Origin of the sequence: Rhodococcus sp. NPDC057529, from assembly GCF_042802055.1 — a bacterium.
Taxonomy (GTDB): Bacteria; Actinomycetota; Actinomycetes; order Mycobacteriales; family Mycobacteriaceae; genus Rhodococcus_F.
In genome coordinates this window covers 463,291-486,408 of the sequence record NZ_JBHVEY010000005.1, presented here as the reverse complement: position 1 = coordinate 486,408, position 23,118 = coordinate 463,291, and the positions used below count along the sequence as shown (strand labels likewise).

General features: G+C 64.3%; 16 protein-coding genes. 14 read left to right on the top strand and 2 right to left on the bottom strand.

All coding sequences use genetic code 11. The annotated features are described in order from the left end of the window. The 9 genes from ACFU5V_RS13055 to ACFU5V_RS13015 form a co-directional block, all read left to right on the top strand. Positions 1-453 (top strand): NAD(P)(+) transhydrogenase (Re/Si-specific) subunit beta (locus ACFU5V_RS13055; RefSeq protein WP_378699621.1); only part of this gene is annotated, 453 nt, incomplete at its 5' end. A 346-nt stretch (positions 454-799) separates the two neighbouring features. Next, a complete protein-coding gene (locus ACFU5V_RS13050; protein WP_378699619.1) occupies positions 800-2,059 on the top strand; it encodes an acyl-CoA dehydrogenase family protein in 1,260 nt (419 codons plus the stop codon). A gap of 164 nt (positions 2,060-2,223) precedes the next feature. Next, positions 2,224-3,207, top strand: a complete 984-nt coding sequence (locus ACFU5V_RS13045; RefSeq protein WP_378699637.1) for a phosphotransferase family protein — start codon at positions 2,224-2,226, stop codon at positions 3,205-3,207. A 141-nt stretch (positions 3,208-3,348) separates the two neighbouring features. Further along, positions 3,349-4,545, top strand: coding sequence for an acyl-CoA dehydrogenase family protein (locus tag ACFU5V_RS13040; RefSeq protein WP_378699617.1), 1,197 nt, complete (start codon positions 3,349-3,351; stop codon positions 4,543-4,545). Beyond that, on the top strand, positions 4,542-5,645 hold the full coding sequence (locus ACFU5V_RS13035; protein ID WP_378699615.1) for an acyl-CoA dehydrogenase family protein: 1,104 nt from the start codon (positions 4,542-4,544) through the stop codon (positions 5,643-5,645). Before ACFU5V_RS13040 ends, ACFU5V_RS13035 begins: the two co-directional genes overlap by 4 nt. Positions 5,646-5,796: 151 nt before the next feature. Continuing rightward, entirely contained in the window at positions 5,797-6,996 is a 1,200-nt protein-coding gene (locus ACFU5V_RS13030; protein ID WP_378699613.1) for an acetyl-CoA C-acyltransferase, read from the top strand. After that, positions 6,996-7,772, top strand: coding sequence for an SDR family oxidoreductase (locus tag ACFU5V_RS13025; RefSeq protein ID WP_378699611.1), 777 nt, complete (start codon positions 6,996-6,998; stop codon positions 7,770-7,772). The genes ACFU5V_RS13030 and ACFU5V_RS13025 overlap by 1 nt, the downstream gene beginning before the upstream one ends. 160 nt (positions 7,773-7,932) lie before the next feature. Then, positions 7,933-10,008, top strand: a complete 2,076-nt coding sequence (locus ACFU5V_RS13020) for a 3-hydroxyacyl-CoA dehydrogenase NAD-binding domain-containing protein (protein ID WP_378699609.1) — start codon at positions 7,933-7,935, stop codon at positions 10,006-10,008. Positions 10,009-10,404: 396 nt separating this feature from the next. Then, positions 10,405-13,923 carry a protein kinase gene (locus tag ACFU5V_RS13015; RefSeq protein ID WP_378699607.1) on the top strand — a complete coding sequence of 1,173 codons (3,519 nt, stop codon included), beginning with the start codon at positions 10,405-10,407 and terminating at the stop codon, positions 13,921-13,923. 23 nt (positions 13,924-13,946) lie between these two features. Here the strand turns inward: ACFU5V_RS13015 and ACFU5V_RS13010 are convergent, their stop codons facing one another. Beyond that, positions 13,947-14,621, bottom strand: a complete 675-nt coding sequence (locus ACFU5V_RS13010; RefSeq protein ID WP_378699605.1) for a TetR/AcrR family transcriptional regulator — start codon at positions 14,619-14,621, stop codon at positions 13,947-13,949. Between the two features lie 212 nt (positions 14,622-14,833). On the opposite strand from ACFU5V_RS13010, the gene ACFU5V_RS13005 reads away from it, so the two are divergent. The 3 genes from ACFU5V_RS13005 to ACFU5V_RS12995 all read left to right on the top strand — a co-directional run bounded on the left by ACFU5V_RS13005 (position 14,834) and on the right by ACFU5V_RS12995 (position 18,350). After that, positions 14,834-15,136, top strand: a complete 303-nt coding sequence (locus ACFU5V_RS13005; protein WP_378699603.1) for a putative quinol monooxygenase — start codon at positions 14,834-14,836, stop codon at positions 15,134-15,136. Between the two features lie 591 nt (positions 15,137-15,727). Then, positions 15,728-17,995: an ATP-binding protein gene (locus ACFU5V_RS13000; protein ID WP_378699601.1), complete on the top strand. Its 2,268-nt coding sequence runs from the start codon at positions 15,728-15,730 to the stop codon at positions 17,993-17,995. A gap of 55 nt (positions 17,996-18,050) precedes the next feature. Further along, positions 18,051-18,350 (top strand): hypothetical protein, encoded by a 300-nt coding sequence (locus tag ACFU5V_RS12995; RefSeq protein ID WP_378699599.1) that lies wholly within the window; start codon positions 18,051-18,053, stop codon positions 18,348-18,350. 60 nt (positions 18,351-18,410) lie between these two features. Here the strand turns inward: ACFU5V_RS12995 and ACFU5V_RS12990 are convergent, their stop codons facing one another. Continuing rightward, entirely contained in the window at positions 18,411-18,914 is a 504-nt protein-coding gene (locus tag ACFU5V_RS12990) for a DoxX family protein (protein ID WP_378699597.1), read from the bottom strand. A gap of 799 nt (positions 18,915-19,713) precedes the next feature. Between ACFU5V_RS12990 and ACFU5V_RS12985 the strand changes: the two genes are divergently transcribed. Together ACFU5V_RS12985 and ACFU5V_RS12980 are read left to right on the top strand one after the other, a co-directional pair. Beyond that, positions 19,714-21,372, top strand: a complete 1,659-nt coding sequence (locus ACFU5V_RS12985) for a flavin-containing monooxygenase (RefSeq protein WP_378699595.1) — start codon at positions 19,714-19,716, stop codon at positions 21,370-21,372. A 26-nt stretch (positions 21,373-21,398) separates the two neighbouring features. Continuing rightward, a complete protein-coding gene (locus ACFU5V_RS12980; protein WP_378699593.1) occupies positions 21,399-23,105 on the top strand; it encodes a flavin-containing monooxygenase in 1,707 nt (568 codons plus the stop codon). Positions 23,106-23,118: the final 13 nt, after the last annotated feature.

Sequence of the window (23,118 nt, the reverse complement as noted above, 5' to 3'; positions counted from 1 at the left end):
GGGTTGGCCGTGGCGCAGGCCCAGCACGCGGTCAAGGACATGGCCAAGCTGCTCGAGTCGAAGGGTGTCGAGGTCAAGTACGCGATCCACCCGGTCGCGGGCCGGATGCCCGGGCACATGAACGTGCTCCTCGCCGAGGCGGACGTCGAGTACGACGCGATGAAGGAAATGGACGACATCAACGACGAGTTCTCGCGGACCGATGTGACCCTGGTGATCGGGGCGAACGATGTCACCAACCCGGCCGCCCGCAACGATCCGTCGTCGCCGATCCACGGGATGCCGATCCTGAACGTGGATCAGTCGAAGTCGGTGATCGTGCTGAAGCGGTCGATGAACTCCGGGTTCGCCGGCATCGACAACCCGTTGTTCTTCGCGGACACCACCTCGATGCTGTTCGGGGACGCGAAGAAGTCGGTCTCCGAGGTCACCGAGGAACTCAAAGCCCTGTAACAAGGGGCCACGGTCAGAAGGCAGCGGACATGACATCCGAGGACCACGACATGGAAATGGTCGAGTTTGCCCGAAAATGGGCTCCCTACGGAGGTCCCCACCCAGAGGACATACTCATCACATTCGGGGTTGGGCCTGATGCGTTCCTTCGACGCGTCGGCCGTGCACTCGGTGACCCGCGGTATCGCGTCGAGACGGAACCGGCAGCTGGGCGCGACCGATCACGCCGACGCCCACGGCGCGACAGTCAGCCATAGGCGGTGGGATCGTCCTGACGTGGCGCCAACTTCATGCCGGCCTCCTCGCCGCAAATCCAATCCTCTGCCCTACCTGTCAGGAGTTTTCCATGTTTCTGTTCGACCTTTCAGATCGCACCGAGAAATACCGGGCTGACCTGCTCGAGTTCATGGACTCGCACATCTATCCCGCCGAGGTGGTCTACGAGCAGCAGATGCGCGAGTCAGGTGACCCGCATTTCCAGCCGCCGATCATCGAGCAACTCAAGGTAGAGGCCCGCAACCGCGGATTGTGGAATCTCTTTCACCCGCACCCTGATTCGGGCCCCGGCCTGTCCAACCTCGAGTACGCGCCACTTGCGGAGATCATGGGGCGCAGTCACATCGCATCGGAAGTCTGTAACTGCAATGCGCCCGACACCGGAAACGTGGAGGTGCTCGAACGGTTCGGGAGTGACGAGCATAAGGAAAAGTACCTCGAGCCGCTACTCGACGGCACCATGGCGTCAGCGTTCGCGATGACGGAGCCGCAGGTGGCCAGTTCGGACGCGACAAATATCCAGCTCAGGATGGAACGCGACGGCGACGAGTACATCCTCAATGGACGTAAATGGTTTGCCACCAACGCCTTACATCCAAACTGCAAAGTCTTGATCGTGATGGGAAAAACGGATCCCGCCGCCGCCAAACATCGCCAGCAGTCGATGATGGTCGTCCCGATCGACGCCCCCGGTGTGACGGTGGTACGGGGCCTGACGGTGTTCGGCTACCAGGACCGCGAAGGACACGCCGAAATCACCTTCACGGATGTCCGGGTTCCGTCGAAGGACGTCCTCGAGGGGGAGGGGGAGGGTTTCGCCATCAGCCAGGCCCGACTCGGCCCCGGCCGAATCCACCACTGCATGCGCACGATCGGGATGGCCGAACGCGCGCTCGAGTTGATGTGCAAGCGCTCCCAGGCCAGGGTCACTTTCGGACAGCCGTTGAGCGAACGCGCGAACATCCAGGACTGGATCGCCGAGGCCCGGATCGACATCGAGATGATCCGACTCCTCACCTTCAAGGCGGCGCACCTGATGGACACCGTCGGCAACAAGGAGGCGCGCACCGAGATCGCCGCGATCAAGGTGGCCGCACCACAGATCGCGCTGAAGATCGTCGATCGCGCCATCCAGGTGCACGGTGGCGCCGGTGTCACCGACGACTTCCCGCTGGCCAAGGCATACGCCCGCCTGCGCACCCTGCGGTTGGCCGACGGGCCGGATGAAGTGCACAAGAGGGCGATCGCGACAACGGAGTTGCGCAAGTATCGGGACCGCGGTGACGCGGCGCACGTCTCGCCCCACGGCCGGAAGGTGACGGTGGCCTGACATGGGCGACGCGGACCGAAGGAGGATCGCCCGAACAGTCGTGGTGATCCATGGCAATCAATGCCTCAGCAGGGTGAAGGCACTCACGTTTGGGGGACACCGTGGCCACTGATATCGATTCGACCGGTGTGGTCGGCGTCGACCAGGCGAGAGTCACTGACTGGATGGGCAGTCTCGGTGCGACGGTGACCGGTCCTTTGCGGTTCGAGCGGATCGGACTCGGCCAATCCAACCTGACGTATCTTGTGCGCGACAGGGGCGAACGGAAATGGGTGCTGCGGCGCCCCCCGCTCGGGCACCTGCTCGCGTCCGCGCACGACGTGGTGCGAGAAGCGGGGATCTTGTCCGCGCTCGCGGCAACCGACGTCCCGGTTCCGCGAGTTCTGGGGGTCACAGCGGATGCAGCTGTCACCGATGCGCCATTGGTGTTGATGGAATTCGTCGAGGGTCAGGTAGTTGACCGAATGCCGGTCGCCGAAGCATTGACGCCGCAGCGGCGACGAGACATCGGACGGTCACTACCCCGCACCTTGGCAAAGATCCACGCTGTCGACCTGAAGTCAGTGGGGCTACTCGATCTGGCCAGTCACAAACCCTACGCACAACGCCAACTCAAGCGGTGGAGTGCGCAGTGGGAGAGGTCGAAAACTCGGGAACTACCCGCACTCGACAACCTCACCAGACGCCTGTCTGCGGCCGTCCCACAACAGCGGGAAGTGACTCTGGTGCATGGCGATTTCCACCTGCGCAACGTCATCACCTCATTCGAGAACGGTGAGGTGATCGCCGCGCTCGACTGGGAACTCTCGACGCTGGGAGACCCACTCGCGGACATGGGAACGATGCTCGCGTACTGGCCGGAGCGCGGAGAGGCCATGGGCAGCGATTTCACTGCCTCCGCGCTCGACGGATTTCCCGGTCGCGACGAGCTCGCCCGGCTTTACCTGGACGAGACGGGCCGAGACCCGGAGGCCTTGAAATTCTGGCACGCCCTGGGGCTGTGGAAGATTGCCGTGATTGCCGAGGGGGTGAGGAGACGTGCTATCGACGAGCCGCAGAACAAGGCGGCCGCCGGAACTCCCACTGTGGAAAGGATTCGTGCTCTCGTCGACAAGGCTTGTGAGATCGCTGACGACGCCGGCATCTGAGACGTCCCTTCCCCTGTGAGGGGTGAGCGTGAAATTTCGACGAAGGCACGGCGCACACCGCATCACCGTTTCCGGACGTGAAGAACTGGACTCGATATCCAGACACCCGATCGATGTGGCCGGCGAACTAAAAGGACAAACATGACAAACGACGACGAACAGGCGCTCATCCGCGATCTCACCGAACGCGTGAATGCCCTGCTGACCGAACACGACCCGACGACCACCGGTAGCCAGGAGTTCCTCGGCGCGCGATTCGACGCGGGCCTGGCCTGGGTGCATTTCCCCCGCGGGCACGGTGGTCTCGACCTGCCACAAACCTTCCAGGGGCGAGTCAACGATCAACTGGCCGCAGCCGGGGCACCGGCACCCCTCGCCCGCAGGAACGGCATCGGGCTCGGCATGGCTGCCCCGACGATCGCCGCATTCGGAACCGAGGACCAGAAGCAGCGTTTCCTGCGACCACTCTTCACCGGCGATCAGATCTGTTGCCAGCTCTTCAGCGAGCCGGGAGCAGGCTCCGACCTGGCGGCCGTCGCCACACGCGCGGTACGCGACGGCGACAGTTGGGTGGTCAATGGGCAGAAGGTGTGGACATCGAGCGCGCACAACGCCCAAATGGCGATCCTGCTTGCCCGCACCGATCCCACCGTCTCCAAACATGCCGGACTGACCTACTTCCTGTGCGACATGAGCGACCCGGGCGTCGACGTGCGGCCGCTCCGTCAAATCACCGGCGAAGCCGAATTCAACGAGGTCTTCCTCACCGATGTGAGGGTTCCCGATACCAACCGGTTGGGTGACGAGGGCGGGGGCTGGCGGGTAGCCACCACCACACTGAACAACGAACGCGTCGCAATCGGATCCGGTGCCCCACGCGAGGGCGGGATGATCGGCAAGGTCGCCTCCGTTTGGCGCGAGCAACCCGAACTTCGCACCGCCACCATGCACGACGACCTGATGCGGCTGTGGGTGGAGGCGGAGGTAACCCGACTGACCGGAGAACGACTGCGCCAGCGGCTCGCCGCCGGTCAACCGGGGCCGGAGGGTTCCGGAATCAAGCTCGCGTTCGCCCATCTGACACAGTCCATTTCCGGATTCGACGTCGAACTTCACACCGAGGCAGGTTTGCGCTACGACGACTGGACCCTGCGACGCCCCGATCATGTCGACTTCACCGGCCGCGACCCCGGATACCGCTACCTGCGCGCCAAGGGCAACTCGATCGAGGGCGGAACCTCGGAGATCCTGCGCAACGTCATCGCCGAACGGGTCCTGAACCTTCCCCCCGAGCACCGCGCCGACAAAAACATCCCGTGGAAGGACCTGGTCCGATGAACACTCCCGTTCTGCTGTACTCCGACACCGAAGAAGCGCTACGCGAGAGCGTTCGACGACTCTTCACCGACCGATGCCCCGCGACGAGTGTCGCAACCGCTTATGACCCCGTACCAGAGGACTTTTCAGGAATCTGGAAGACCCTCGCCACGGAAATGGGACTGACCGGACTCTTGGTTCCGGATGAGTTCGGCGGCGCGGGCGCAAGTACCCGCGAAGCGGCGGTCGTGATGGAAGAGATCGGCCGCGCGGCCGCGCCTGTGCCGTACCTCTCCAGTGCAATTCTCGCGACCATGGCACTGCTGCAGGCGGGCGAGACCACGACACTACGGTCACTCGCGGAGGGGGAGGCGACGGGTGCCCTGGTCATTCCGCTCTCCGTCTCACTGGGGGCGTTCACACCGACCGTCCGCAGGGTCGATGACCGGCTCGTCGGACGGGTGACGACGGTGGCGGGCGCACAGGACGCCGATATCCTCGTCGTTCCCGTCGTCGGGCCGGATGGACTCGAACTGCACGCCGTGCCCCGGGCCACCAACGGGGTGACCATCACTCCCGTTCTCGCACTGGATATGACCAGGCCCTTCGCCGACATCGAGTTCACCGGTGCCCACCCGAACCGGGTGGACCAGGGTGCTGCCGAGCCAGCGGTCCACACGGCGCTGTTGTGCGGCACGGCGCTGCTCGCATCCGAGCAGTACGGCGTGGCGCAATGGTGTCTCGACACGACCGTGGCGTACATCAAGGAGCGCAAGCAGTTCGGGCGCACGATCGGGTCGTTCCAGGCGATCAAGCATCGGCTCGCCGACCTGTGGCTCGAGGTCAACTCGGCCGGCGCGGCAGCGCGATACGCCGCCGACACCTACGCGCGCAGCGACGATGACGCCGAGATCGCGGCGACTGTTGCTCAGGCGCACTGCAGTGATGTCGCGGTGCGGGTCGCCGAGGAGTGCATCCAGCTGCACGGCGGCATCGGGATGACCTGGGAGTATCCGGCGCACCTGTATTTGAAGCGGGCGAAGAGTGACCAACTGGCGCTCGGTACCGCCTACAGGCACCGCGCCCGGCTCGCCGAACTCGTCTACCTACCAGCCGGCTGACAGCCACACGCCCCCCGAGCTCGCCGGACACGGACAAGCGGCGTCATTGACCGCACTCTGAACTGCTCGGCACCTCGAAACCAGTACGCCCAGTTCACCTCGATAGTCCATGTATGTCGACAGCCCATGTTGAAGAAAGCGAAGTCCCACCATGAGGGAAGCAGTCATCGTCTCCACTGCCCGCACGCCGATCGGAAAGGCGTACCGCGGCGCCTTCAACGACACCCAAGCACAGGAGCTGGCAGCTCACGCGTTGTCGCACGCCGTCGAGCGCGCGGGGATCGACGGCGGCGACGTCGAGGATGTCATCCTCGGGTGTGCCCTGCAGGAAGGCACCGCGGGAGGCAACATCGCCCGCCAGGCGGTGCTCCGGGCCGGGTTACCGGACTCCGTGCCCGGGATGACGATCGACCGACGGTGCTCATCAGGGCTGATGGCCATCGCGACCGCAGCCAAGCAAATCATCTCCGACGGCATGCAGGTCACGGTCGGCGGCGGAGTGGAATCGATCTCGCTGGTCCAAAACGACCGCATGAACCGGCATCGAGCCACGGATCCGTGGCTCACCGAGCACAAACCCACCCTCTACATGCCGATGTTGCAGACCGCCGAAATCGTCGCCGAGCGGTACGGCGTCAGCAGGGACCGTCAGGACGAGTACTCACTGTCGTCCCAGCAACGCACCGCCGCCGCACAGGACGGCGGCCGATTCAATCAGGAGATCGTCGTGATGCCGAGCATCAAGACGGTCACCGACAAAGCCACCGGTGAGGTGCACACCGAAGAGGTGATCCTCACCCATGACGAAGGCAACAGGGTGTCCACCACTCTCGACGGACTGTCAGCACTGCGTCCTGTGCTGCCCGATGGCCAGGTGACCAAGCAGTCGACCGTGACGGCGGGGAACTCGTCACAGCTCTCCGATGGGGCCTCGGCGGCGGTGCTCATGGAAGCGGGGGAGGCCCAGCGACGCGGGCTGACTCCGCTGGGACTGTACCGGGGTATTGCAGTGGCCGGCTGCGGGCCCGACGAGATGGGCATCGGCCCAGTGTTCGCGATCCCGAAACTCCTCGAGACCCACGATCTCACCATCGACGACATCGGCCTCTGGGAGCTGAACGAGGCGTTCGCATCGCAAGCGGTGTATTGCCGTGACGAACTCGGGATCGACCCCGACCGCTTCAACGTCGACGGCGGCGGAATCTCGGTCGGGCACCCCTACGGTATGACAGGCGCGCGCCTGGTCGGACACGCACTGATCGAGGGCAAGCGCCGCGGGGTGCGATACGTCGTGGTCACGATGTGCGTGGCCGCCGGCATGGGCGTTGCCGGACTGTTCGAGGTTCAGTGATGACAGCCCTCTTCGACGTCGCCGGCAAGACCGTGCTCGTGACCGGCGGCTCCCGGGGCATCGGACTGATGATCGCCCGGGGATTCGTAGAAGCGGGAGCCACCGTCATCATCTCCTCCCGCAAGGCCGACATCTGCAAACAGGCGGCGGAGGAGCTCTCCCAGTTCGGGCACTGCATCGCCCACCCCGCAGACCTGGCCACCGACGAGGGAATCGACAGCCTCGCCGCACGGACCGCCGAGATCGCACCGTCCCTCGACGTTCTGGTCAACAATGCGGGCGCTACGTGGGGTGCACCGCTCGACGAGTTCCCCGGATCCGGCTTCGACAAGGTCATGGCAGTCAACGTCAAGGCGGTATTCCTGCTCACCCAGAAACTGTTACCCCAGCTCCGAGCCGCTGCAAGCGCCGACGACCCCGCGCGGGTGATCAACATCGGTTCGATCGACGGACTCCGCGTGTCGAGTTCCGACAATTTCTCCTACGCCGCCAGCAAGGCCGCGGTCCACATGCTGACCCGGAAGGAGGCCGCATCGCTCGCTGCGGAGCACATCACCGTCAATGCCATTGCCCCGGGACTGTTTCCGACCAAGATGATGGCGCATGCGTTGGACGACGATGTGGCACGTCAGCAGGTGCTGGGCAGGATTCCTCTCCACAGGACCGGCACACCCGAAGACATCGCCGGCACCGCAATCTTCCTGTCCTCGCGCGCTGGCGCATACCTGACCGGCGCGGTGATCCCGGTGGATGGAGGCATCAGCGGAGCGAACTGATTGCCGCGGAGAGAGAAACAACCATCTCGTCCGGCCATCGAACCAGCTCCTCGGCCCGACCCGATCGCACCCACCGTTCAGCAGCCACAGCCTGGCCAGCGCCCAACCACAGCGCACGACCAGCCCGCACATCCCCGCCCGACCAGAAAGAAGCGTTCCCATGCCCACCCAATACAGTGTCGCGGGAAACGTCGCGACCATTCGTCTCGACAACCCTCCCGTCAACGGGCTGGGGCACGCCACCCGAGCGGGGATCCTGGCCGATCTGCGCCGCGCCCTCGAGTCCCCGGAAGTCGAGGCAATCGTCCTCACCGGAAGCGGGGACTCCTTCTCCGCCGGTGCCGACATCACCGAATTCGGAACACCCAACGCTGCAGCGGAACCGTCCTTGCGGACCGTGATCAGAGCACTCGAAAACGCCGACAAGCCAGTGATTGCCGCGATCGAGGGCACCTGCTTCGGAGGCGGTCTCGAACTCGCACTCGGCGCACACTTCCGTGTCGCCACCGGCACGAGCAAGATCGGACTGCCCGAGGTGAAGCTCGGTTTGGTACCCGGTGCAGGCGGCACGCAGCGCCTACCGCGTGTGATCGACCTCGCTACCGCCACCGACATGATCGCCGCCGGAACTCCCCGCACGGCCAAAAGTCTCGCCGACCAGACCGGACAGCGACTATTCGACCTGATCGTCGACCACAAGGCGGTCGATGCGGCATCGCAGGTTGCTCAGCACATCACCGAGGGGCGCAACTTGCCGCGCATCCGCGATCTCGACGCCCCCGCCGATACCGAACCCCTGGTGGCGGCCCGCAAACAGCTACATGAGCGAAGCCGCGGCTTTCTTGCTCCACTCGCCGCCCTGGACCTCATCGAGAAGGCCACCACCACACCGTTCTCAGAGGGCCTGGACGCCGAACGGCGCACCTTCGTTGACCTGGTTGCCGGGGAGCAATCGGCGGCGCTTCGGCACGCCTTCTTCGCCGAACGAGCAGCACGCAAGATCCCGGACCTGCCACAGGAGATCGACACCCGCGCAGTCGATACGGTAGCGGTGATCGGAGCCGGGACAATGGGCGGCGGAATCGCAATGAACTTCCTCAACGCGGGCATCCCGGTGAGGCTTCTCGAAACGAAACCCGAACCTCTCGACCGGGGAATCCACGTCATCCGGCGCAACTACCAAACGCAGGTCGACAAGGGAAAACTCGACGCCACCGCCCTCGAACAACGAATGGCCTTGCTGACGCCGACGCTCGACTACGCGGACATCGCTAGCTGCGATCTCGTCATCGAAGCCGTGTTCGAGGACATGGACGTCAAGAGGATCGTGTTCACCACACTCGACGAGGTCATGAAGCCAGGGGCGATCCTCGCCTCGAACACCTCGACCCTCGACATCGATGCGATCGCGGCGGTCACCTCCCGACCCGGTGATGTCGTCGGCATGCACTTCTTCAGCCCCGCGAACGTGATGACGTTGTTGGAGGTCGTGCGCGGCAAAGAGACCGTCGACGAGGTGTTGGCTACCGCGATGGCGACCGGACGACGGGTGGGCAAGACGGCGGTGGTCTCCGGGGTCTGTGACGGGTTCATCGGGAACCGGATGCTCGCCAAGTACCAGGCCGCCGCCAAGGTGGTCCTCAACGCGGGTGCCTCACCCGCGCAGATCGATTTCGCGATCGAGGGCTTCGGGCTCGCCATGGGGCCGTTCCGGATGGCCGACCTGGCCGGTAACGACATCGGCTGGGCGATCCGCAAGCGTCGCTACGCCGAGCAACCGGAGTCTCCCCGTGACGCGATCAGCGACGCCCTGTGCGAGATGGGACGGTTCGGACAGAAGACCGGCGGCGGCTGGTACGACTACCAGGCGGGCCGCCGCGATGCGCTCCCCAGCGCGACCGTCGACGCGCTGCTGGCCTCCTTCCACGAAAAGCGGGGCACGGCGCTGCAGACCTTCGAGCCGGAGGACATCGTGCAACGGCTGATCTTTGCGTTGGTGGACGAGGGCGCCAGAATCCTCGAGGAAGGGATCGCCTCCCGCGCGTCCGACATCGATGTGGTGTACATGTCCGGATACGGATTCCCGCGCCATCGCGGCGGGCCGATGTTCTACGCCGACACCGTCGGACTGGACACCGTTTTGACCTCGTTGCGCCGCTTCGCACCCCAAGGCTGGGAACCTGCACCTTTGCTGGTGCGGTTGGCCAGCGAAGGCAAGACCTTCAACCAGAGGTGAGCCGGCGCGGACAGCTCACCACGACGCAGCCCTCGGGCTGCGTCCGGTATCCATAATCACTGTTCACGATCGACTCCCGAGGTCAGCTTCCCGACGAGTACGCTCGGAATCGGCGACGGGAAGCGGGCCGCCGGGTGCCACCGCGGCGACCTGGGCGCCGGTGTAATCCCGGGATCCTGGTGTCACCAGGCGACCCGGTCGGCTCTCCATCGTCCTGCCTGACTCTGGGCCGGAGGTGATGGCGGTGGGCCCTGCGGAAGACCGTCTCGTCGAGTACACGCAGACGCCGTGGGTACGGAACGCAGGCACCGATTGGGCGGGGTCGCATGCTGGCCGCCCACCCACCAGCACTGAGTGCGGTTCCCGTCCGGCCTGGGCAGGGGACTGAGTTCCACCATGGCTGAATCAGATCCGTCCGCAACCCAACGCAATCCCGCCGTGTCCCTCACAGCGGAGTTGGATGCCGCGGGATTCGTCGACGCAGAGGAGATCGGCCGCGGCGGATTCGGAATCGTATACCGATGCCGGCAACCGTCGCTAGACCGCGTCGTGGCCGTCAAAGTACTCACAGATGACCTGGACCAGGAGAACCTCGACCGGTTCCTCCGCGAACAGCACGCCATGGGACGGGTGTCCGGGCACCCGCACATAGTCCACCTCCTGCACGTCGACGTCACCGACAGCGGCACACCCTTCCTGGTGATGCCCTATCACGCACGCGGCTCGCTGGACGCGAAGATTCGACGACACGGGCCACTCCGGTGGGACGAGGCACTCGGTCTCGGAGTGAAATTGGCCGGCGCACTCGAAACAGCCCACCGGGTCGGCATCTTGCACCGCGACGTCAAACCAGCAAATATCCTGCTCTCCGACTACGGAGATCCGCAGCTCACCGACTTCGGTATCGCCCGGATCGCGGGAGGCTTCGAAACCGCCACCGGCGCCGTGACAGGTACCCCCGCCTTCACCGCACCGGAAGTCCTCAAAGGTGAGGCACCCTCACCCGCCTCCGACGTGTACAGCCTCGGTGCGACCCTGTTCGCCGCGATCACCGGTCACGCGGCGTTCGAGCGGCAACGCGGCGAGCAGGTGGTGGCCCAGTTCCTCCGCATCACGACCGAACCGGTTCCGGACCTCAGTGAGGCCGGAATCCCGGACGAGGTCTCGGCCGCAATTGCGGACGCGATGGCCGCTGACCCCCACGACCGGCCAGCCACCGCGGCCGCGTTCGGCGACACGCTCCGCGAGACCGAAGCGTCGAGTGGCCTGAGCATCGACGAGATGGCGTTACCCGGCGACGCTGATTCTTCTGAGCAGGCACCCCGGAGTACGCCGCGGGCCTCCATCAGAATTCCTTCGCCGCGTGCGAGAGAGGTGCGCGCATCCGTGCCTCCGGCTCCTGGCACCAAGTTCCGTCCCACAACGTCGACCCGCCCATGGGTTCCGCGGAGCCGCCTCATCGATCTCTTGCGCGCCGGCCAGGGTCGGCGCCTGACCGTCATCCACGCACCCGCCGGCTATGGCAAGAGCACACTGGCAGCGCAATGGGCTCGTGTCCTGGCCGAGGAAGGCTTCGCTGTCGCCTGGTTGACCGTCGATCGCGACGACAACAACGTCGTCTGGTTTCTTGCACATCTGATCGAGGCCATCCGACGGGTCCGCCCCACTCTGGCACACGAACTAGCAGACGTACTCGAAGAACACGGTGATCAGGCCGAACGGTACGTGCTGACCTCCCTGATCAACGACATCCATGAGCGCGACGAACGCATCGTGCTGGTCATCGACGACTGGCACAGGGTTACCGACACGGCAACCACTGCCGCTATGGAGTTCATGCTCGACAACTGTTGCCATCACCTCCAGGTCCTCGTCACCAGTCGATCGCAGGCCGGACTACCGTTGAGCCGGATGCGGGTACGGGGTGAACTCACCGAAATCGACTCGAGCACACTGCGGTTCAACGACATCGAGTCACAGTCATTTCTCGTCGATACCGGCGGCCTCGTTCTGGAACCGCGGGAGGTCGCCGACCTGACCAAGTCCGTGGACGGGTGGGTGGCGGCCCTGCAGCTGGCGTCGCTGTCCCTGCGTGGATACGACGATCCCACCCACCTGATCGGTCACATGTCCGGCCGCCATCATGCGATCGCCGAATTCCTCGCCGAGAACGTGCTCGACACCCTCGAACCCGAGATACTCCAGTTCCTGCTCGCCACCTCGATCACCGAACGAATCTGCGGAACCTTGGCTTCCATGCTCACCGGTGCGGTCAACGGTCAAGCGTTGCTCGAAGAGGTCGAACGGCGTGACCTGTTCCTACGCAGAATCGACGAGGATGGGGAATGGTTTCGTTACCACCACCTGTTCAGGGACTTCCTCCGGCAACGCCTCGAACGCGATCAGCCCGAGCGGATCCGCGAACTCCATCGCAGCGCGTCACTGTGGTTCGCCGACCATGCGCAACTGAGTCAGGCGGTCGATCATGCGGTCGCGGCAGCAGATGACCAGAGCGCGGTCGATCTGGTCGAGTCGCGCGGATTGGATCTCGTCGAGCACTCCCAGATGGCGTCCCTGTTGGCGCTGGTCGCCAAGCTGCCCTCGGCGCTCGTCTCCGCGAGCCCGCGGCTGCTGTTGACCATTGCGTGGGCCAATATCAATCTCATGCGGCCGCTGCCGGCGCGGACGGCATTGGACCTCGTGGAGTCGGCTCTGGCCCGGGCGAATCACACTGAACGGGAGGCCACCCACCTACGGATCGAGGCCGCCGTGGCGAGAGGTGCCGTCGACGTCTCGACCGACCACGTCGATGGCGTGGACGAGTTGGTTTCGGAATGCCTCGCCCGTCCCGAGACGTTGGCGCCATTCGTCGTTTCCGCAGCGGCCGACGTCGCGACATTCTTGGGAATCTACAGCTTCGACTTCGCCTCGGCCCGCCGCTGGCAGCGGTGGGCACAGCCCTATCACCAGCGGGCCAGCGGTCCGCTGACCGCGACGTACGGGTACTGCCTCGACGGGATCGCCGCCTACGAGATGCTCGACATCCCGGCAGCCGAGGAGTGCTTCCGGAACGCCTTGGCTGCCGCGAAAAGGTCAGGCGGGAGCCGTTCCTACGCTGTCCGACTCGCCAGTGCGCTTCTGGGAAGACTGCTGTACGAACTCGGTGACCTGAATCAGGCCGAACATCTCATCGACGAGAGTTGCGAGCTCGACTCCGATTGTGCAGTAGTAGATTTCATGCTCACCAAGTACGTCATCGGTGCCCGAATCAAGGCGCTGCGAGGTGACAGGGATTCTGCCATCGGTCGGCTCGAGGAGGGGAGTCGGACGGCTGAGGAATTCGCTTTGCCGCGGTTGCGGGCAGCGGTGAGGAACGAGCGAATCAGGCTGGGGATTCCGGCGGCGGCCGGATTCGAGGTTCGGGTGAGGGCCGCGGCTGACGAGGACGCCTCGCAACCGGTGGGGCACCCGGGTGATGGGATCGATGAAATCGTGGCAGAGATCGACGACAGTTCGGTAATTCTGCGGTTGCTCGGTGAGCAATCGGCGAACCAGACGCACCGCGCCTACCAGCGGGCACAGGACCTCGTCGAACGCCTCGAGGTTCGTGGGCGTCCGCGAGCCCTGCTCGAGGCGCAGCTTTTGCTCATCGCCTGCTTGTCCGCAGCGGGCGGCATGGGTGAGGCGAAGCGAATGCTGGCACCGATCGCGGCGACGTGTTCGCAACTCGGCCTGTCCCGGGTGTTGGTTGATCACGCGGGCCCTGTTCGGGACGTCGTCGCAGCACTTCAGGAGGACCACATGGGTGGCCGCTGGCAATCGGATTGGCCGACTGTCTCCAGTGCATTTCTGGCGGAAACGCTGAGTCTTGCGGAGCAATCACCGTTACTGACCGCGGACCGCGGGGGACAGTAGTCTCGTTCGCCCAGGACGGGTGCTCAGGGAGTGATCCTCAATGCGTTGGCCCAGATCCGAGTCAACGTCGCGACGAGCTTGTCCAAGTTCGCGCGCTTACGGCCAGTGGCTGCGGCAAAGTAGCGGTAAGCGGTGCGGCTGACCATCGCGGACAGTGCGCGCGCAGTCATCTCGGGATCGAGATCGGGGTCGGCGATACCACGTTTCTGCAGTTCGGCGATGTTGCGGGCGTTCCGGTTGATGAATGCGTCGGCGCGACGCTGGCGCAACTCGCCGAAGACCGGATCGACGAGCGCGACTTCTTCGAGTAGCCCCATCAGCTTGCCGTTGCGCTTGTAGGACTTGAGGTAGGCGCGGTTGCTGGCCTCGAGGACCTCATAGGCGGTCGCGGCGTCGACCACGTCACTGCCCGCCCCTGGATGCAGCATCTCTTCCTGAACTGACTCCAGGAGTGCGGCGAAAATTTCTTCCTTCGTCTTGAAGTAGGTGTAGAATGTGCCGGCCGAGCACTGTGCCTCTTCGGTGATGTCCGACAATCGGGTGTTGACGTAGCCCGAGCGCTCGAAGACCTTTCGCGCGGCGGCGATGAGGGCGGTACGGCGCCGCGCCCCGCGGTCGGTGGGCGGCAACTCGCGTAGCAGGCCCTGAGGGGCAATCGACGGTCCCAGTGAAGTTTTCGAGTTCGGGGCGGCGGTCACGGAATCCAACCTACGTGAACATAGGGTCAACTTCAATTTTGATCAGCGAGTGCGTGAGCAGGCATTGACTTCTCAGGAGACAGCCGTTTACCGTGGAACAAGAAGTTGAACTTGATGTCGACTATAACTTCGCTTGGTGGTCGACCGTCCGTGGTCGGCGAGTTCCCATCTAGGTATGTCCCCGGTCGACGGCAGCGGGCCAAGGAGTCCTCATGAGTGTTGTCGAAGTTGTACGAGTCCAGATCAAAGAGGGGCATCTGGGCGCTTTCCTCGATGATGTCGAGGTGGGCCTGCACGGCTTGCTGGCCGATGGTGTTCCCACGAGCGCCGAGGTATTGCACGGCGTGGAGAGCCCGGACGCCTGCCTGATCGTGATTACCTGGGATAGTGTCGAAGCGCACGAAAACTACCGGAGCACCCCAGGATTCACGGCGTTCTCTGCTGCGATGGGACCGCATCTCGCCGGGTCCGGTGGTGCAGAGCACTACGAACGTCGCGTCTCCCTCACCACCTGAAGTTGATGCCAACTTACGGTGTGTGCCGTTATCTATTAATGCTAACGTGAGCCGGAGACTGCGGTTGACCTCGAGATTCGTATGGCTGGGCGGCAATCGAAATGGACACTGACCCTGCACGCTTCGCCTCTTGCGGTGCGAACGTGCGCCGGTGGGACTCCGGTAGTAGGCGATCCTCATTTCCTCGGCCCACTGGCGGCGACGAGCTAGGAGCGGTGGGGTTCGATGTGGGCGAGTCCGTCAAGGTCCTCCGCTCATCACCCATCTCAGAGGCCACGCACCGCACCAGCGATGAGATCCGCCTCGACGGCGCATTCCTCGTTGGTTCGGCCGGCGGGCCGCGCTTCGGCCGCTCGTCACGGCCGAGGCCGTCCCGCGACCCTCGCCGGTTACCAGTGTCGATCTCCTACGAGACGCTCTCGAGGCCGTCGCCGTTTGTGCTGGCATGCGAATCCTCCTATCTGCTGCCCCTGATCCTGGAAGGGGAGTCTGACAATGGAGTGCTGGGTGTGTTGCCAGCGACTTGGCACGGGATAGGGGGCTGCGGGGATGGGATCGGCGTCAACGGCCCGCGTCAACTTCGACGCTGAATTGACGACCTTCGTCGGCCGGCGGGAGGAACTGGCACAGACACGGCAGCTACTCGCCGAGAATCGTCTGGTGACTCTCACCGGTCTTGGCGGGGTGGGTAAGACGCGGCTGGCTTTGCGGACGGCAACGCAGGTGCAGCGGACCTTCCGCGACGGTGTACGAGTCGTAGAGCTGGCAGCGCTGCGGGAACCGGGGCTGCTCGCGCAGACAATCGCCGACTCGCTCAAGCTGACGGAGGCATCCTCTCGGAACTCGGTCGAGGCAATTGAGGACTATCTAAGATCCCGCCACGTGCTGCTCGTCCTGGACAACTGTGAGCAGCTGCTGGAAGAGACGGCTCGACTCGTTGTACGTCTGCTGCAGAGTGCCCCTCACCTCCGCATCGTTGCTACCAGCCGTCAGGCGCTGGGGGTACCGGGCGAGGGAGTGCTGTCGGTGACCCCGCTTGCGGTGCCCGCCCCAGACGAACCGGTGACCGCTGGAGCTGATCAGCGGTACGCCGGTCTGATCCTTTTCGCGGAGCGGGCTGCGACCGCGGTGCCTGGATTCGCGGTGTCGCCGACCAACCTGCCCGATGTGACGCGGATCTGCCAACAGCTCGAGGGCATACCGCTGGCCATCGAACTCGCGGCCGTGAGACTGAAGGTGCTGTCGGTGTCCGACCTGGCCGACCGCCTCGATCACCGGTTGCAGCTGCTCACGGAAGGTCCGCGCATCACACCGGTTCGGCATCAGACTCTGCGAGCAACGATCGACTGGAGTTTCGATCTGTGCAGTCCGTCGGAGCAGCTGCTGTGGGCTCGGGTGGCCGTCTTCGCCGGCAGTTTCGATCTCGCGGCTGCGACCGCCGTGTGTGAGGGCGATGGTCTTGATCAGAACTCGATTCTGAACGGGCTGTCCGGATTGATCGATCAGTCGATCATCGCGAGGGAAGAGCGCGACGGCCAGGTTCGCTTTCGGTTGCTCGAGACACTCCGCGAATACGGGCAGGACAAGCTGCTCGAGAGTCAGGCGGCGCCCGCGCTGCGAGAACGTCACCTGCGTTGGTATTCCGCGTTGATGGATGCCGCGGTGGCGGACTGGTTCGGCCCGACCGAGGAAGATGTCTTCGTCCGCCTACGCCAGGAGCAGCCCAACCTGCGCGCAGCATTCGAATACTGCTTGACCGAGCCGGGGCAGTTACCGTCCGGCCTACGCATCGCGGGGCCGGCCTGGTTCCTGTGGGCATTCTCCCTCGCGGAGGGAAGACACTGGCTCGACCGACTGTTGGCCGTCGATTCCAGTCCTAGTCACGAACACGCGTGGGCACTGGCGACGCGAGGTTTCGTCACGGCACTTCAAGGAGACCACGCCGTTGCGACGGTCTCTCTCGACGACTGCCTCACCGAGGCGCGCGGACTGAACGACGAATTGACCGAGGCCTATGGGCGCCACATCCGCGGCATGCTGGCATACCTCACCGGCGATGGGGAGTTCGGCGTACAGGCGATGTCCGAGGCTCTGGCTCGGTATACGACACTCGGTGCGCCCGCCGGATTGGTCTCCAACCTGCGGATTGGGATCGGGCTGGCATACATTTTCCTGGAGCAGCCGGAAGAAGCGCTCGAGCATTTCGAGAGCAGTCGGCAGCTGTCCGAGGGCCACGGCGAACGCTGGATGCTGTCGTACGCCATTTACGGTCGCGCCTTCGTCGATTTCGCCCAAGGACAGCTCGAACCCGCCGAACGAGGTGTACGTGAGGCACTGCGGCTGTATCAAGTCTTTCCGGACTCGCTCGGCCGGGCCATGGCGCTGGATCTGTACGCGTGGGTGTCTGCGGACCATGGCGAGCCCGAGCGGGCCGCGTTCTTCTTAGGGTGCGCCCAACGCCTGTGGTCGACCTTCGGGATGCAGCTGTTCGGCTCGAGGTCGTGGCAGGTGCATCGGGAACGGTGCGAGGCGACAGCACGCAGAGAAGCCGGGAATCGCTTGTTCGACAGCTCCTTTGAGCGTGGCGCAGGACTGCCACCGGAGGAGGTGCTGTTATACGCGCTGGAGGGGCGGTCGGCCACCACCCCGGCGCCCGACGCAGCGCCGTCCGACATACTCACGCCCCGCGAATCGGAAGTAGCCGGCCTGGTGAGTGAGGGCCTATCCAATCGTGAGATCGCCGAGCGTCTCGTTATCTCACCGCGGACCGTCGCCACCCACGTCGAGAATGTCCTCGTCAAGCTGGGGTTCACCTCACGCACGAGCATCGCTGCCTGGATCACCGCACGAAAAGCGTGATTACTGGCCAAATTCCGCATTGAAGTTGACGTTAACTTCAACTACGCTGCGAGATGTGAGCAATGAAGCGTTGTCGCCTCCGGCGACCCATCCGACCGGCCTTCGGTCCATCCCAGGCGTCATCGACGGATCGGTGGTCGCGTCAGTAGGTGCCGACGGCACGTTGTCCTTCCATGTCCTCTTCGGCAACGTCGACGAACCTGACTCGTGCGACCGCGTGGAGATCGTTATGCACGCCGAGCACGCCGCCGCACTCTTTACAGGCCTTCCCGGCGGAAGGGGGCAACGCAACAAGCACGCGGAGGCGGTCTCGGTGGCGGCCCCGTGCACTGTCGGATTCAGCTACCACCGCTAGCACGGGCTCACCAGCGCACGGTGGGAGACTCCATGCGCTGGTGAACCGTCAGCAGTGCAGTCAAGCGGTCCGCGCCGGACGCCACGTTGCGCCGAGGATTACGACGGCGCCGAGCGTCCCGCCGCCCGCCGCGATGACCGCGCCCAGTCCTCCGTCGAGGATTGTGTCGAGACCCGTTGCGTGATCGATCGACAGACCGCCCGGACCGAGTAACGCGAGTGCAATGCAGACAACGGCGATCATCAGCACGTACTCGTAGCCGTCCTTGAAGACGAAGAACCCGTTACGTCGGTGCGCAGTGACAGCGGCGACGACCATCGTGGCGACGACGAACGCGGCGACCAACGGGGTGAGCGCCCCGAGTACGAGCGCGGCCCCCGCGACCAATTCGCCGGCGCCCGAGAGCAGAGCGTGGAGCTTGGCTGGGCGCATTCCGAGGGATTCGAACCACCGTGCGGTACCCGCAAGCCCTCCATTGCCCCAGAGGTGGTTGTAACCGTGCGCGACCATGGTGCCGCCGACGACGACACGGATCAGCAATACTGCGACGTCATACTCACTCATGTGAGGTCACCTGCTACTCGAGCGCCGAGATCGGCCCCCAGGGCGGATCCGGTCCGGCCGATGTGTCGAGCGTGCTCCAGGCTGCGCACGGCGCATTGACGCAGGTCAGCCTTTGTAGGTGCCGGTGAGAGCTTCCCAAGTTCTGGTTCCGTTCGGCGGACCGGGGGGTGAGGTGATGTCGGTGCATCGGGGCCGTGAGCGGCGGCGAAGTCTCGTAGTCGACCGCCGACCTCGGGTCGGTCCGACCGATAATGGGCTGCCGGAGCGTTGATTCTTGTCACGGTCATTCACCATTTCTTGTCGTGAGAATTGGATCGGGATGAGAACAGGCATGGTCGTATCCGAAATGCGGCGCGCGACAACGCAGAAACTGCGACCGGGCCGGGCCGGCGGCCATGATCGATCAAGCTAACTGAACTTGTCTTCAACTTCAACTATCGGGCGGAAACGGGACCTCGTGCACGGTCGGAAACTGCGTATCTCGCCCGTCTAGTCATCCCTCTACGCACTTTGCCGGATGCGCCGACGCGGCGCGGTGGCCAATAGTGGCATAGGTCACGCAGTCAGGGACTTCCCCGAAGGCCCCAAACGTGACCGGCAAAGCGTCAGGCGAGTGCTGCGCCGCCCGAATGGGCCATCGACCCCCGCTGAACCGGGAAAGACCCAGCTCTCGGCCACGTCGAGGACATGCGGTGGATCGCATGGACCCGGTGTCGTGACCTGCGGGACATCACGACACCCGCCCGTACAGCGAACCCGGCCAGAGCGCAGCCCGACCGAAAACAACCGAGGAGGAACGGTGCCCAGTTCGACACAAGGCCAGAACGGCGACGGAACGCCACAGAACGACTTCGATGTCATCGTCGTCGGTGCCGGCTTCGCCGGGCTGTACGCCGTACACAAGTACCGCAACATCGAGGGATTGACGGTGCTCGGTCTCGACGCTGCGACCGACGTCGGCGGAACGTGGTATTGGAACCGTTACCCCGGCGCACGCTGCGACGTCGAGAGCTACAACTACTCGTACTCGTTCGACCCCGAGCTGGTGCAGGAGTGGGACTGGAGCGAGCGGTTCGCCGGCCAGCCCGAGATTCTGCGCTATCTCAACCATGTCGCCGACAGGTACGACTTGCGTCGCAGCTACAAGTTCGAACAGCAAGTCATTTCAGGAACTTTCGACGAGGACCGCAACCGTTGGGTGATCGAGACCAAGGACGGCGGCACGTACACCGCGCAGTTCCTGCACTCCGGCGTGGGATTCCTCTCGGCTGCGAAGGAGCCCACCTTCGAGGGACTGCAGGACTTCACGGGGAACGTGTACAGGACGTCGCATTGGCCCCACGAGGGTGTCGATTTCACTGGTCGGCGGGTGGCGGTGATCGGAACCGGTTCGAGCGGGATCCAAATCATCCCCCTCGTCGCGCAGGAAGCGGGAGCACTGACGGTGTTCCAGCGAACGCCGAACTACGCCACACCCCTCGGCAACGGTGTCATGGACCCCGAGTTCCAGGCGCAGATCAAGGCGAATCACTCCAGCCTGATCGAGCGTTCACGCCAAACCTACGCGGGTATCCCGTACGACACGGCCCAGCCCTCTGCGGTGGCGGTCAGCGACGAGGAACGCGTGGCCACGTTCGAGCAGAAGTGGCGGCAGGGCGGCTTCCGACTGTGCTTCGACTCCTTCGCCGATCTGGCGTTCAACCCTGAGTCCAACGAACTGGCTGCGGAGTTCATCCGCGACAAGATCCGCCAGCGGGTGAAGGACCCGGTGGTCGCCGATCTGCTGACACCGCGCGATCACCCTTATGCGACGAAGCGGCCGCCGCTGGAAACGAACTACTACGAGGCGTACAACCGGGAGAACGTCGAACTGATCGATCTGCGTACCACCCCGATCGTGCGGATCACCGACAAGGGCATCCAGACCAGCGACGCCGAGTACGCGTTCGACGACATCATCTTGGCGACCGGCTTCGACGCACTGACCGGCCCGCTGCTGCGGATGAATCTGCGCGGACGTGGCGGGGTCCCGCTGGCCGAGCACTGGGAGCACGGAGCGCGCACCTACTTCGGCCGGATGATCCACAACTTCCCGAACCTCGTCATGGCGCTCGGTCCGCAAAGCCCGTCAGCGCTCTACAGCATTCCGTTCGCAGTCCAGGACACCGCGGACTGGACCGCCGACCTGATGCGGCACATGCGTGAAAACGGACTGGAGACCGTGGAGCCGACCGCGGAGGCGGAGGACGGATGGGACCGGCAAACGCGGGAGATTGCGTCGTACACGCTGCTCCCGCAGGCGAACTCCTGGTACATGGGTGCCAACATCCCCGGGAAGCCGCGAGCCTGCCTGGTGTATCTGGGAGGCGGTCCGGCCTACAACGAGCTGATCGACAAAGCGACCGCAAACGGGTACGAGGGCTTCGAACTGCGAGCGGCGACACAGGCCGTCCGGTGACCTGGCACCAATTCGAGAGGCAAGTGATGTCACAGCAATCGAACAACAAGTCGGTGGCCGGCGTTGATAGCGTCGAGGTCGACGCCGTCGTGATCGGCGCAGGCTTCGGCGGGTTGAGGATGCTGCACGAGCTTCGCGGGCAAGGACTCAGCGTGCAGGTCTTCGAGGCGGCCCCAGACCTTGGCGGCACGTGGTACTGGAATTGCTACCCCGGGGCCCGTACCGACAGCGAGAGCTGGACCTACGCGTACTCGTTCTCCAAGGAGCTGCAGGACGAATGGGACTGGTCAGAACGTTTTCCGACCCAAGATGAGGTCCATCGCTATTTGCGCCATGTCGCGGACAGATTCGACCTGCGCAAGCACATCGCCTTCGACACCCGCGTCGTATCCGCCGTCTTCGACGAGGACACCGGGCGCTGGCTGGTCGCCACCGAGGATGGGCAGCGATACAACTGTGCGTACCTCGTCACGGCGCTCGGCCTGTTGTCGCTGCCCTACAAACCCGACTTCAAGGGCATCGACGAGTTCACGGGGGAGTGGTATCTGACCGGTCGGTGGCCGCGGGAGAAGGTGGATTTCACCGGCAAGCGGGTCGCGGTCATCGGCACCGGGGCAACAGCGGTCCAGGCGGTCCCGCTGATCGCGCAGACAGCGGCGCAACTGACCGTCTTCCAACGCACCCCGAACTACGTGCTTCCGGCCCGCAACTACACCATGACCGACTTCGAACGCGAGAACATCCGTGCCTCGTACGACGAGATCTGGCGGAAGGCGAGGAAGCATCCGTTCGGATACGCGTTCGACCGAGCCGGCGTCACCAAGACGGACGTGACCCCCGACGAGCACCGGAGAATTCTGGAACGGGGCTGGGAGACCGGTGGGTTCCGCTTCATTTTCGAGACGTTCGATGACATCACGCTCGACGAGGAGGCGAACGAGATCGCCTCGGAATTCGTGCGGGAGAAGATTCGGGCGATAGTGAAGGATCCCGACACGGCGGATCTGCTCTGCCCGAAGGACTACCCGATCGTGTCGAAGCGCCCTCCGCTCGGGCACTTTTACTACGAGGCGTTCAACCGGGACAACGTCAGCCTGGTCGATGTCAGCGGCACCTCGATCACCGAGATCACAGCAGGTGGTATCCGGGTCGGCGATGACGAGTACCCCGCCGACGTCATCGTGTTCGCCACCGGCTTCGACGCGGGGACCGGGGCCTACAACCACATCGACATCCGTGGCAGGAGCGGACAGACACTCAAGGACAAGTGGGCGGAAGGGCCGCGCACCCACCTCGGTATCACTGTCGACGGCTTCCCAAATATGTTCATGGTCAGCGGCCCGCAGAGCCCGTTCGGCAATATCCCCGTCGTCGTCGAAGGAACAGTCGAATGGATCGGTCAGGCAGTCGGGCACCTTCGAACGAACGAACTCGACACCATCGAGCCGACATCTGAGTCCGTCGAATCCTGGTGGCAGCTCCTGCAGGACTACATCAACGCGACACTGCTGCCACAGGGGCGCCATTCCTGGTTCCTGGGCGCGAACATCCCCGGCAAGCCACGCGGAGTGCTGTTCTTCTTCGGTGGGGTCGGCACCTACCGCAAGACGTGCCAGGCCGTCGCCGACAGTGGCTACAACGGCTTCACCATCGAAGGTGGTCAGTCGCAGCAGTATCCGACTGCTGACGCGGACGACGAATCAGCCCGCGCCACAGTGCGACTGGGCACGTAGTCACATCATGCAA